Raw genomic sequence first — 12,123 nt, 5'->3', positions numbered from 1 at the left:
TCGCTGAGCTTCAGCCTCACCGCCGAGGACTACGAGTCCTTCGAGCAGGCCAAGGCGATCCTGGCGCGGAAGCTGCCGACGGGCATGTCGCTCGAGGACGCCTTCAACGAGCTGGTCTCGTTCTACCTGGCGAAGAAGAAGCCCAGGCGACGGACGAAGTCCAGCCGAGAGAGCAAGACCACGGATGAGGCCGGAAGCGAGACCCCGACCGACACACCGAACGACCCTTCGTCACCCCGTCCTCGCTCGCGCCACGTGCCGGCCGCCACGCGTGCCGCGGTCTTCGAGCGCGACGGGCATCGCTGCAGCTACGTCGCCGGCGACGGCACGCGGTGTGCGGCCACGCGCAATCTGCAGATCGACCACGTCCGGCCCTTCGCGTTGGGTGGGTCGCACAAGGCGAAGAACCTCCGGGTGCTCTGTGCGCGGCACAACCGGCGGGTGGGCGAGCGCGTGTTCGGGACGGGACGTGGTCAGAAAGCGATTCCGGAGGTGTGGACGCCTCTGCATCGGGACTCCGAGTCCTCGGGTTCGCACTGACGCCACCGCGTGGGGAGTGGGGCGCTGAGAGCGCGCGAGTCGCCAGGAGGCAACAGCGTGGAGGGTCTGCGGCCGAAGCCTCGGGGAAGAGGGTCCCGCGCCGGGGGTTCGCGGTGGGGGAGCGCACTCGCCCGCCCCACCTCCGGTCTGGGGCCGGCCCCGGTGTTCGTCGGTGCCGGTCGCGCCGATCTTCCATGCTCGTCCGCGGCGCAGTCTGTTAGACTGTGCGCTGTCTCGAACGGTCGGTCCCCAGGCTCGCGCCGGTCCGCGTTCGCCCGAACCCCGAGGTCCCGACTCATGCTTCGACGACTCCAGAGATTCACCGTATTCGCGATGCTCGCCGCGGTCGGTCTGGTGGCCGGCTGCGACTCCGACAATCCGACCGGGAACTCCGGTGCCGAGACGGCCGCCCGCACCGCCATCGGCAGCGGCGACGTCGGTTCCGGTCCCTTCTTCCTGCGCGCCAGCGGGCACGACGGATCGAACATGGCCTTCCTCCTGCGTGGCGAGAACCTGCGCTACGAGGACGGCACGCTGTCGGTCGACGTGGTCGCGATCAACGACGGCGACGAGGCCGTCGCCCTGCCCGCGGTGCTCACGTTGAGCAGCATCGACCCCGACACCGTGACCGTGGCCGGCGCCGACAACGGTGAGGCCGGCGCGGGCGCGTCCTTCGACCTCGCGTTCGAGGGCGAGGACATGCAGTGGGACGTCGGTGAGGAATCGATGCCCGTCACGCTGGACTTCGGCGTGGACCAGGGCGTGTCGATCGCCTTCGTCGCACGGATCGACGTCGAGATGATGGCCGACGGCGGCAGCATCGGCGGCACCGTGTTCGACGACCGCGACGAAGACGGCGTGTACGACGCCGAGGAAGACGGCGTGCCCGCCGCGATGGTCGAGCTGAGCGGTGCGAACATCGCGACGCGCACCACGCGCACCGAACTCGATGGCACCTACCGCTTCGACGGTCTGGACACCGGCGCCTATACCGTTCGCTTCGACTCGAGTCCGCACGGCGCGCCGACGACGGCGACCGAGATCCAGGTCCTGCTCACCGAGAACGCCGAGGGTGAGGTCGGTGACTACCTCGGCGCCGACTTCGGTGTCTTCCGGCAGGTCGATCCGCCGATGGGCGGGATGCTCGAGGTCGGCGACTTCGTCGAGGTCACCGGTCGCTTCTACGAGGATCCCTACCGCATCGTGGCCTACGAGGTCGACCGCGAGCGCCACGAGCACGACGATCCGTCCGAGGTCCGTGGCCCGGTCACCATGGTCGACACCGAGATGTCGGTGCTCACCGTGATGGGCGTGCATTTCGACGTGACCGATCTGGAGGCCAGCGGCGGCGGCCCGGCCGATGACTGCCAGGACCGCCCGGCGCTCGATTTCGAGGTCGGCGAGCGCGCCCGCGTGTGGGGCGACGGCGTGGCCATGGCCGCGACGGACTCGACCGACACGGTCTACGACGCCACCCGCGTCATGTGCTGGAACGGCGACAAGGAGAAGGTCCACGGCACCGTCGAAGAGGTCGAGCGCGACATCGACGGCGAGTTGACCGCCTTCACCGTCTTCGGCCTGCGTGTCGAGGTCACCGCTCGGACGGATTTCGACGACGACCGGCACGACGACGATGACGACGACGACGATGACGACGATGACGACGACGAGGACCACGACGACGACGATGACGACGACGACGACCGCTAGCGCGTCGTTCGGATCCAATGGGATCTGCGCCCCGTCCGGACTTTCCGGGCGGGGCGCTCTCGTTCCCCGGGACGGGGTTCGGGACTTCACCCGATGGTCGGCCGGGGGAAGTCACTGCGATCGTGTGCGTCGAGCGCGGCGTGCCAGGCGAAGGCTCCGCGTGCCGCGTCCGCTCGACACGGTCACTCGACCTCGAATGGAGGGACTTCCATGCGCACCAACGTTGGTCGCACCGATCAGTGGTTACGGATCGTCGTCGGGATCGTGCTCATCGCGCTCGGTCTCTGGTATGGCTCGTGGTGGGGCGCGATCGGACTGATTCCGCTGGTGACGGGCTTGTTCCGGTGGTGTCCTGTGTACAAGGTGTTCGGAACCGGCACCGCGCACCATCAACCGCCGCAGACGCACGGATAGGGCCGGCGTCGGCGTCGTCGAAGGCCATTCCGGGGCCCATCGCGAGCGCGTCGTCGACGGGTCGAGCCGGGGTGCTTGACCGTTTCGTGCCTGCATGTCTAGCCTGGAGCACACGGTCCACTCCCTCCGCCGGGCATCCATGATCTCCGACGCCGAATTCGCGCATCTGATCCACCGGTTTCCGGCCCTGCGCGCCATGGATGCGGGCGAGCGCGCGGACTTCGTCGCGGCGGCCCGAGCCGTTGGTCTCGAGGCCGGATCCACGGTGTTCGACCCCGGGGCACAGTGTCAGGACTTCCTGTGGCTGACCGACGGAAGCGTTCGCGTCACCGCCGGGGACGGCGGTGCCCGTGAGATCCTGCTCTACCGGGTGGAGCCGGGCGAGCTGTGCGTCTTCACCACGACCTGCGCGCTCGGCCAGACCGTCTATCCGGCGGAAGGCCGGACCGAGGAACCCACCCGGGCCGTCGCGTTGCCGGTGGGCCGCTTCGAGGACCTGGTCCAGCGCTCTTCGGCCTTGCGTGGTCTGGTGTTCGCCTCGTTGTCGACGCGCCTGCACGAGGTCATGGCGCTGGTCGAGAGCGTCACTTTCCGCCGCCTGGAACAACGCGTGGCCGCGTGGCTGCTCGAGCGAGCAGGGGCGCGCCATGGAACTCCTCTCGCGCTCTCCCACCAGGAGGTCGCCGACGAGCTCGGCAGCACGCGTGAACCGGTCAGCCGCGTGCTCTCGGCGCTGGAGCGCGACGGGCTGATCGAGCTCGGTCGCCGACGCATCGCCGTGTCCGACCCAGCCGGGCTACGGACGCGCGCCGAGCCCTGATCGGCCCCTTCCCGACGATTCCGACCGAAACTCGGGTTCGGTGACCGTGGTCACGGTCCAGCCGTGGGGTGGTGCATATCGTTGCGGACGTCGGGTCGCGGGCGTCGGGTCGCGGACCCGTTCTCCCCTCGAACCGGACCGGCTGCCGAGTCGGGAGCACCGGAGAAGGAGACCGTCATGAACTGCAACGTCGGTGGAATCGATCGAGGACTTCGGATCGTCGTCGGGATCGCGGCTCTCGCCGCGGGAGTGGCGTTCAGCAGCTGGTGGGGCGCGCTCGGGGCGATCCCGCTGGTCACGGGTCTGGTCGGCCGCTGTCCCGTGTACCTGCCGTTCCGGGCGAGCACCTGTGCGCCGCGGCAGACGAATCAGGCCGGCGGTGGTCCCGGCCGGGCGGGGAGTTCGTAGAAGAGTCTGATGCATCTGTATCACGCGGCCGGTCGCCGGGTACCTTGTATGGGCCCGGGCCGGTCGTGCCGTTCGCGACGATCCCCGACGATTCTTCCGAAGGAGTTCCACCATGCCGTGTCCTTCTCCCCGATTCCGACGATCCTTGCGCCTCCTGCGGCCGGCCCTTTTCGTCATGATGTTGACCGTAGGTCTGACCACGCTCGCTGCGTGTGACGACGATGACGACGACTCTCCGGGCGGTACCGGACCGACCGATGGCACGACGGCCGCCGTCGAGCTGTCCGACGACCCCGAGCTCGGCCGCATCCTCACCGACGGCGACGGGCGCACGCTCTACTACTTCGCGCGCGACCTGCCGGCCGACGGGGCGAGCGCGGCGGTCAGCAACTGTGTCGGTGGGTGCGCGGATCTGTGGCCGATCTTCCATGCCGACGAGATCGAGGCGGGCGCGGACCTGTCGGCTTCGGACTTCGGCGAAATCGTCCGTGCGGATGGCGCGAAGCAGACCACGTACAAGGGCTGGCCCCTGTACTACTTCGCGAACGACGACGCCCCGGGCGACACCGAGGGTGATGACTTCAACGATGTCTGGTACGTGCTCACCGAGCCCTTCTACACGGTGATGCAGGCCAACGACGACGCTCTCGGCGGGCGGTTGATCGATGCCCAGGGGCGCTCGCTGTACTACTTCTCGCGCGACGTTCCCGGTAGCTCCGGAGGCGATCCGACGAGCAACTGTGTGGACGGCTGCCTCGACGTCTGGCCGGTCTTCGACGCCGACCCCGTGATCACGACCTCGGAGTTCGACGGTTCGGACTTCGGCCGGTTCATGCGCAGCGACGGCTCGATGCAGACCACGTTCCGGGGTTGGCCGCTCTACGAGTTCGCCAGCGACGCGGCGCCGGGCGACGTCCGGGGCGACGGCGTGAACGACATCTGGTACGCGGTGCCCGACGACGACGACTTCCACGACGTCGTGGTCATGGACAGCGGGGACGACTCGCCGGGGCTGTACCTGGCCGACGACGCGGGACTCACGCTCTACTGGTTCACGCAGGACACCCCGGGCGACGGGACGAACGACCCGGTGTCGGCCTGCACTTCGGCCACCTGTCTGCAGAACTGGCCGGTCTTCCACGCGACCGACGACGACCTGCCGTCGTTGCTGGACTCCGACGACCTCGGCGAGTTCGAGCGGTCCGACGGAACCATGCAATCCACCTATCGCGGTCGACCGCTGTACTACTTCGGCGGGGACACGGGTCCGGGCCAGCGCAACGGTGACGGCGTGAACGGCGTGTGGTTCACCGTCGCGCCCGACGACTTCTCGTCGCGCTGATCGACGGTCCGTTCCAGTTCCCGCGGGCCGTCACGAGCGGTCCGCCTTCTCGTTTCCCGGGGAGCGAAGACACCATGCCTCTCGTCGCTCGACGCCTCTCGACCAGCGGTCTCGTCCGGAGACTGCTGGTCGGACTGGCGTTCCTCGCCGGTGGGCTGGTGGGCCCCGGCGAGGCCCGGGCCCTCCCTCGATACGCAGCCGCCTACGGGCAGGACTGCAACCTGTGCCACCACGATCCCACGGGAGGAGGGCTGCGCTCGGCCTACGCCACGCAGTACCTGGTCCCGGCGGAGCTGGTCTGGCGCAGCGATCCCGAATCGGCCGCGGAGTCGATCTCCCCTTCGATCGGTGATCATCTCACGGTGGGTGCCGACCTGCGCCTGTTGACGACCGGATCGGACGACGATGCCGACCCGAGTCGGTTCCTGACCATGCAGTCCGACGTGCACGTGGTACTGCAGATGGACGAACGCACCTCGGTGGCCGTCGACGTCGGCAACGGTCGTCGCAGCGAGGCGTGGGGTCTGGCGCGGGTCCTGCCGTGGCAGGGATGGTTGAAGGCCGGCCGCTTCGTTCCCGCCTACGGGTGGCGCTTCGCCGATCACCAGATCTTCACGCGCCGTCACCTGTTGGCCACCGAAGGTGAACCCAGTCCGGTGGCCTGGGAGGACTCGGGGCTCGAGCTCGGGGTCTCACCGGGAAGTCTGCAGTTGAGCGCGTCGTTGCAAGCGGGCGGTGGTGAGGTGGGCGAGAGCTGGGCGGTGCGCGCGGTCGAGCGGCAGAGTTTCGGATCGGTCGACGTGGCACTCGGCGGCTCGGCGCTGCGGCGGCAGCAACGCGCGGGAGATCGCACCGCCGTGGGTGCCTTCGGCGCGGTGAACCTGGGGCCGGCCACGTGGCTCGGTCAGCTCGACGCGGTGCGTGCGGCCGACGACCGGGACGAATGGATCGTCTCGCAACAGCTCGCCTGGACCGTGCACCAGGGGTGGACGGTTCTTCTCCAGCACGACTTCCACGACCCCGACCGCGATCTCGAGTCGGGAACGCGGCAGCGTTGGGGGGTCGGCTTCGACGCCCTGTTCACGCCCTTCGTCGGCATCCAGGCCCTGGCACGCTTCGAGGACCCCGACTCCGGCCCGGCCGTCGACGAGGACGACCGGGTCCGGGGCGACATGGTCTTGCACTTCCTCTTCTGATCCCCCTTCCCGGTCCGGTGATGTCCATGCCCCGTGTCCTTCTCTATCTCGCCTGTTGTGTCGGCCTCGCGTTCGTCGCGGTCCGTCCGGCAACGGGCGCGGCCACGCGCTACCGGATCGAACCCGGTGAGCCGAACGAGGTCCGGTTCCACTCCGAGGCCACCGTCGAGAGCTTCGACGGTTCCACCGATGAAGTGCGGGGATGGATCGAGGTCGACCTGGCCGACCTGCGGTCGGGCGCGCGTTGGCGCGTCGAGGTCGACATGGCCTCGCTCGACACCGGGATCGGCCTGCGCAACCGTCACATGCGCGACAACCACCTGCACACCGACGAATTCCCCGTGGCCGTCTTCGAGGGCGAGAGCGACGGCGCGACGTGGCCCGCGGCGATTCCGAGCGGAGGTAGCACGATCCTCGAACTGCCCGGCACCTTCACGTTGCACGGGGTGACGCGCGAGCGGAACCTGGCCGTGACCATCGCGCATCGCGACGACGGCTCGATGACCGTCGAGACCCGCTTTCCCGTGGTGCTCTCCGAGCACGACATTCCCCGCCCGAAGTTCCTCATGATGAAGCTCGCCGAGGAACAGGACGTCCAGCTCGAGCTGGTGGCGATCCCCGGCGATTCCGAGGTGACCCGATGACCTTCTTCCGACCCGATCGATGGCTCCCCCTTCTGTTCGTGGCCGGCCTCGCGGGACTGGCCGGTTGTTCCGATGACGGCGATCCCGTGGATCCGGGCGGCAGCGACCCCGATCCCGACCCCACGGAGACGACCTTCGCCGACGACGTCCAGCCGATCTTCGACGCGAGCTGCGGCCCGGCGTGTCACGGGGCCAACGGCAACGGTGGCCTGGATCTTCGGGCTGGCGAGAGTCACTCGAACCTGGTGGGCGTCACGTCGCCCAGCTACCAGGCGCCGCGCATCGACCCGGGCGATCCGTCCGCTTCCGTCCTGTTCAACAAGATCACCGACACCGGAGTGTACGGGCCTCTGATGCCGGCGGGCGGTCCGCCCCTCGGCGCCGACTCGATCGCCCTGATCGAGGCCTGGATCCTGGCCGGTGCTCCCGACGGCGCGTTCGATCCCGATCCTTCCGGTTCTCTCTCCCCCTCCACGGAGTGAACGAGGCATGGTACCCGGACATCTCCGATTCCCGTTCTTCGCCCTTCTCGGTCTGAGCCTGGTGGTGCCGTCGATGGTGCACGCCTTCTCGGGCGGACCACCCGACGGTCGCACCGGTGCGCCCGGTGAAGGGACCTGCACCGCCTGCCACGCGTCCTTCCCGTTGAACTCCGGGTCCGGCACGCTCACCGTGCTCGACGGCCCCGCCGAGGGGTACGAGCCCGGGCAGACCTATCGGCTGCGCGTGGCCCTGTCCGATCCCGACGCTTCGCGCTGGGGATTCGAGCTGACGTCGTTGGACGCCGCGAACGCTGCCACCGGCGATCTCGTGTCGGTCGACACCAACACCCAGACCTCGACCGCGGGCACGGGCCGCGAGTACGTCAAGCACACGTCGAGTGGAACGGCCCTCGGCCAGACCGCTTCGAACGAGTGGAGTTTCGACTGGGTCGCACCTGCCGAGGGCACGGGTGCGGTCACACTGTGGTTCGCGGGCAACGCCGCGAACGGCAACTTCTCCACCTCCGGCGACCGGATCTACAACAGTAGCATCACCTTCGAAGAGGCGGCCGCGACGTCCGCCCCGCCGGCCGTGGCCGACGCGCGCTTGCTCACGAACGTCCCCAATCCCTTCAACCCGAGCACGCAGATCCGCTTCGAACTCGACCGCGGCGAATCGGTGCGGTTGGAGATCGTCGACCTGCGCGGCCGGCGCGTCCGGACGCTCGTCGACGGCCCGCGCACGCCGGGCCGGCACGAGGTCACGTGGAACGGCCGCGACGACGCGGGCGCGCCGGTGGCCTCGGGCGTCTACCGCACACGATTGATCGTCGGCGGCGACGTCCTCTCGCGAAGCATGACGCTGGCCGAATGAAGCGCCGGTCCGGCCTCCGTCGTCCCTTTTCTTCCCGGCCGAAACCGTCGGGTCGCCCGTCCGAGCGGGACCATTCGCGCCCGTCCCCGACGACCCGAGCCTCGTGTCCCCTGAGTGGCCTCGTGCCCAGACCATGATCGGATCGCCATGAATCGAACGCGAACCCTTCTCCTTCTCGCCCTTCTGTGCCTCTCGGCACATTCCGCCCGCGCCGTCGTCCCGAGCTACCGCCTGGACGTCGTGTTCACCTACGAGACCACGACCACCCTTCGCGGAGCGAGTGACGCCGGACACTTCGTCGGCGATCAGGTGGTCGCCGGCTTCCTGCAGCCCTTCCTCGCCACTCTCGAAGACGGCGTGACCACGCTGCCCCTTCCCAGTGGCTACCTGACCGGCTCGGCGCTCGACGTCAACGACGCCGGCGTGGTCGTCGGGATGGTGCACGACGGTGGGCTCCCCTTCGACCTGGGAGAACCAGCCGTGTGGACGCCGCAGCCCGGCGGCGGCTACACGGTCGAAGTGCTGGCCGTCCCGGCGACCGTCTTCGCCGCCGGTTCCGATCGTGCGACGAACGGCGGCCAGGCCGTCGCGATCAACAACGCCGGCACCATCGTCGGCTGGTCGCGCATCCAGGGCTTCCAGGGCGGGCCGACGACGTTGTTGTCGACCACCGTGGATCCGGTCGATCTCGGGTCCATGGGCTTCCAGGCCACCGTGCGCGACATCAACGACAACGACGTGATCGTCGGTGGTGGGCTGCGCATGGATCTCGGCACCGGTGAGATCACCGAACTCGGCCTTCCCGATCCGGTGGGCACCGTGGGTTTCACCGACGTGATCGCTTTCGCCGTGAACGACCAGGACGAAGCCGTGGTCGCGGCGAACCTGGCCTCGGTCGTGACCGAGAACTACCTCACCTACCTGCACAACGACACCGACGCCTACATCCGTTTGAATCCCGCGCAACTGCCGTCGCGCTTCGTGGGCTTCTACGACAACAACGATCAGGGCGACGTGTCGGCGTCGGGCGGCATTCTGTTCCGATCCGAGGACACGCTCGTGAACGACTACGAGTCCTTGCTCGAGCCCGCGTTCTCGGACTGGTCGGTCGACCTGGGCTTCATCGACGACCAGCGCCGTGTGTACACGACCGCGTTCGATCCCTCGACGGACACCAACGCCGTCGTCCTGCTGACACCGACGAACATCTCGACCTCGGCGCCACCGGTACGTGCGTTGGACCTGACGGTGGCCCCGAATCCCTTCAATCCACGGACGTCGGTCCGGTTCACGATTCCTGCCGTGGCCGACGCGCAGTTGGACGTCTTCGACGCTCGCGGCCGTCACGTGAGGACCCTGCTCGAAGGCCGGATCGAGGCCGGCGAGCACCGGGTCGTGTGGGACGGTCGCGGTGACGGGGGAGGTCTCGCCGCATCGGGGGTCTATCACGCCCGCCTCCGGGCCGGGTCGACGACCGAGACCATTCGCATGGTCCTGGTGCGGTAGACGCGGTGAGGCGCCCGCGCGCGAGGCCTCGGTCCACCTGGACCGGGGCCTTCGTGCATCCGGGTGTATCATCGTCTCGCGCCGCGCGCACCTCTGGTGCAGAAGCATCGCCCTGTCCCGGTGCACCGCATCGGGGTCACTCCGACCAGAGGTACTGGCACCATGTTGTTCCGACGACCCTCGTTGACTTCTGTGGCTCTCGCGTTCGCGGTCGCCCTGACCGCGGCGGGATGTGATTCCGACTCGCCGACCGGCACCACGAACGACACCGCGGTGGCCCGCACCGCGATCGGCAGCGGCGATGTCGGCTCCGGTCCCGTCTTCCTGCGCGCGCAGGGCGGGGCCGGGGTCACCGCCTTCACCCTGCGCGGCGACGACGTCCGCAGCGACGGCGGCGCTCTGGTCGCCGACTTCACCGTGATCAACGACGGCGACGCGTCCGTGCCCGTTCCCGCCACGCTCACTCTCGTGAGCCTCGATCCGTCCGGCGTGACCGTGGCCGGCGCGGACAACGGCGAGACGGGTGCGGGCGCGTCCTTCGATCTGGCGTTCGCCGACGGCGACGCCGTGTGGGCCGTGGGCGAGTCCAGTGAATCGCGCACCCTGCGCTTCGAGACCGGTGGTGACGTGTCCGTGGCCTTCGTCGCGCGCGTGGACTTCGCCATGTCCGAATCCGGAGGCAGCATCGGGGGCACCGTCTTCGCCGACCGCGATGCGGATGGCACGTTGGACGGCGGCGAGCGCGGCATCGGCGGCGTGACCGTCGAGCTGCGCGGCAACGGATTCGGCCCCGTGCTGACGACCAGCGCCGCCGACGGAACCTACCGCTTCGACGGACTCGATGCCGGCGCGTACACCGTGCGCGAGATGGACGGATCGGGCTTGCAGTCGACCGGTGCCGGTTCGATCCAGGTGCTGCTGGCGACCGATGCCGACGGTGGCGTGGTCGACTATCTCGGTGCCGACTTCGGGTTCCGGGCGTCGGACAGTGGCTCGGGTTCGCTCGTCGAGGTCGGCGATCACGTCGAGGTCGACGGATGGTACGACACGGACACCGGCCGCTTCCTCGCCCGCGAGGTCGAGTGGGATCACGAGGACTTCGAGTGGGACCTCGAAGGCCCCGTGACCTCCGTCGACGCCTCCGCCGGCACCCTGGGTGTGATGGGTGTCGTGCTGTCGGTGAACGACGCCATGAGCCGCGACGACGACTGGCTCGACGACTGCGCGTTCGATTCGGTGTTCGACTTCACCGTGGGCGACTTCGCCGAGGTCGACGGCGACTACGTCGGCGCGGACGGTTCCGGATTGCGCGTCGACGACGTCGACTGCGACGACCCCGACGACCGGCACGAGGTGGAGGGCCGCGTCGCCCGCGTCGAGGTCGACGGCAACGGCCGCCTGGTCTGGTTCGAGGTGCTCGGCGTGCGGATCGACGTCGACCGTCGAACGGAGTTCGAGCACGGCGACGACGATCGCGGCGACGGCGGTCGCGGCGACGATGATCGCGGCGACGACGATTCGGACGATGATTCCGACGAGGACTCCGATGACGACGATGATTCGGATGACGACGACTGGGACGATGACGACGACGACGACTCGGACGACGACTAGACGACGATTCGGACGACGGTTCGGACGACGACTAGACGACGATTCGGACGACGGTTCGGAGTTGCCGGATGCGTCGGGTTTCTTCGAAGGCCTCGCTCGGTTTCGGGTGGGGCCTTCGGCGTTGGGGATTGGAGGATGTGGGCGGTGCCCGGAAGGTGGGGATGTTCAGTGGTGGGAGCGTGGCTTCCCTCGGTCAGCCGTCGGGATGCGATCGTTGGGGTGTGTCGCGGTGGAGGGTACGGCTTCCTCGGGTGATGGACGGCGTACGATCCTTGGGGATGTTCCGCGTCGGCAGGGCTGGTGTGGTCGCGGGGCGAGTGGGGCGCGAGTCGCGGGGATGTTCCGCGTCGGAAGTATGGGGTTGTCTGTAGGCGGGGCGTCGGAGTGGGGCGAAAGGGTTGTGGATGTTCCGCTTCGAAACGGTGGAACGGTGGAACGGCGGAACGTGCACGGCGTTTCCGGCGGGCGTCGTTGACGCCGGACCGCGATTCCGCAACAAGCATCCACAGCTTTGTTCGCGAGGGGCTTGACAGGGTTTTCGTAGGCGCGATTCCGGCGTTGGGCGGTCGGGCG

The 12,123-nt window shown here is 68.7% G+C and carries 12 protein-coding genes; all 12 read left to right on the top strand.

Going from position 1 to position 12,123, the window contains the following annotated elements; translation table 11 throughout:
• Nucleotides 1-540 (top strand): HNH endonuclease signature motif containing protein (locus tag VKA86_01605; GenBank protein HKK69883.1); only part of this gene is annotated, 540 nt, incomplete at its 5' end.
• 297 nt (nt 541-837) lie between these two features.
• A complete protein-coding gene (locus VKA86_01600; GenBank protein ID HKK69882.1) occupies nt 838-2,250 on the top strand; it encodes an SdrD B-like domain-containing protein in 1,413 nt (470 codons plus the stop codon).
• A gap of 210 nt (nt 2,251-2,460) precedes the next feature.
• Nucleotides 2,461-2,664 (top strand): DUF2892 domain-containing protein, encoded by a 204-nt coding sequence (locus tag VKA86_01595; protein ID HKK69881.1) that lies wholly within the window; start codon nt 2,461-2,463, stop codon nt 2,662-2,664.
• Between the two features lie 139 nt (nt 2,665-2,803).
• A complete protein-coding gene (locus VKA86_01590; GenBank protein ID HKK69880.1) occupies nt 2,804-3,484 on the top strand; it encodes a Crp/Fnr family transcriptional regulator in 681 nt (226 codons plus the stop codon).
• Nucleotides 3,485-3,661: 177 nt separating this feature from the next.
• The gene (locus tag VKA86_01585) at nt 3,662-3,892 is read left to right on the top strand and encodes a DUF2892 domain-containing protein (GenBank protein HKK69879.1); all 231 of its coding nucleotides are present in this window, start codon (nt 3,662-3,664) and stop codon (nt 3,890-3,892) included.
• A 145-nt stretch (nt 3,893-4,037) separates the two neighbouring features.
• The gene (locus VKA86_01580; GenBank protein ID HKK69878.1) at nt 4,038-5,234 is read left to right on the top strand and encodes a hypothetical protein; all 1,197 of its coding nucleotides are present in this window, start codon (nt 4,038-4,040) and stop codon (nt 5,232-5,234) included.
• Between the two features lie 74 nt (nt 5,235-5,308).
• Nucleotides 5,309-6,430 carry a hypothetical protein gene (locus VKA86_01575; protein HKK69877.1) on the top strand — a complete coding sequence of 374 codons (1,122 nt, stop codon included), beginning with the start codon at nt 5,309-5,311 and terminating at the stop codon, nt 6,428-6,430.
• A gap of 26 nt (nt 6,431-6,456) precedes the next feature.
• The gene (locus VKA86_01570) at nt 6,457-7,074 is read left to right on the top strand and encodes a YceI family protein (protein ID HKK69876.1); all 618 of its coding nucleotides are present in this window, start codon (nt 6,457-6,459) and stop codon (nt 7,072-7,074) included.
• Nucleotides 7,071-7,556 (top strand): hypothetical protein, encoded by a 486-nt coding sequence (locus VKA86_01565; protein HKK69875.1) that lies wholly within the window; start codon nt 7,071-7,073, stop codon nt 7,554-7,556. The genes VKA86_01570 and VKA86_01565 overlap by 4 nt, the downstream gene beginning before the upstream one ends.
• 7 nt (nt 7,557-7,563) lie before the next feature.
• Nucleotides 7,564-8,430, top strand: coding sequence for a choice-of-anchor V domain-containing protein (locus VKA86_01560; protein ID HKK69874.1), 867 nt, complete (start codon nt 7,564-7,566; stop codon nt 8,428-8,430).
• A 147-nt stretch (nt 8,431-8,577) separates the two neighbouring features.
• Nucleotides 8,578-9,936, top strand: coding sequence for a FlgD immunoglobulin-like domain containing protein (locus VKA86_01555; protein ID HKK69873.1), 1,359 nt, complete (start codon nt 8,578-8,580; stop codon nt 9,934-9,936).
• Between the two features lie 192 nt (nt 9,937-10,128).
• Nucleotides 10,129-11,550, top strand: coding sequence for an SdrD B-like domain-containing protein (locus VKA86_01550; GenBank protein HKK69872.1), 1,422 nt, complete (start codon nt 10,129-10,131; stop codon nt 11,548-11,550).
• Nucleotides 11,551-12,123 lie beyond the last annotated feature (573 nt).

This window comes from Candidatus Krumholzibacteriia bacterium, from assembly GCA_035268685.1.
GTDB lineage: Bacteria > Krumholzibacteriota > Krumholzibacteriia > JAJRXK01 > JAJRXK01 > JAJRXK01.
The sequence above is the reverse complement of the archived record's forward strand: the minus strand, read 5'-3'. Positions and strand labels throughout refer to the sequence as shown.

What these genes read in the sequence shown, in the direction of transcription:
- VKA86_01600 (HKK69882.1), top strand. Translation starts at nt 838, where the DNA reads ATGCTTCGACGACTCCAGAGATTCACCGTATTCGCGATGCTCGCCGCG.
- VKA86_01595 (HKK69881.1), top strand. Translation starts at nt 2,461, where the DNA reads ATGCGCACCAACGTTGGTCGCACCGATCAGTGGTTACGGATCGTCGTC.
- VKA86_01590 (HKK69880.1), top strand. Translation starts at nt 2,804, where the DNA reads ATGATCTCCGACGCCGAATTCGCGCATCTGATCCACCGGTTTCCGGCC.
- VKA86_01585 (HKK69879.1), top strand. Translation starts at nt 3,662, where the DNA reads ATGAACTGCAACGTCGGTGGAATCGATCGAGGACTTCGGATCGTCGTC.
- VKA86_01575 (HKK69877.1), top strand. Translation starts at nt 5,309, where the DNA reads ATGCCTCTCGTCGCTCGACGCCTCTCGACCAGCGGTCTCGTCCGGAGA.
- VKA86_01570 (HKK69876.1), top strand. Translation starts at nt 6,457, where the DNA reads ATGCCCCGTGTCCTTCTCTATCTCGCCTGTTGTGTCGGCCTCGCGTTC.
- VKA86_01565 (HKK69875.1), top strand. Translation starts at nt 7,071, where the DNA reads ATGACCTTCTTCCGACCCGATCGATGGCTCCCCCTTCTGTTCGTGGCC.
- VKA86_01560 (HKK69874.1), top strand. Translation starts at nt 7,564, where the DNA reads ATGGTACCCGGACATCTCCGATTCCCGTTCTTCGCCCTTCTCGGTCTG.
- VKA86_01555 (HKK69873.1), top strand. Translation starts at nt 8,578, where the DNA reads ATGAATCGAACGCGAACCCTTCTCCTTCTCGCCCTTCTGTGCCTCTCG.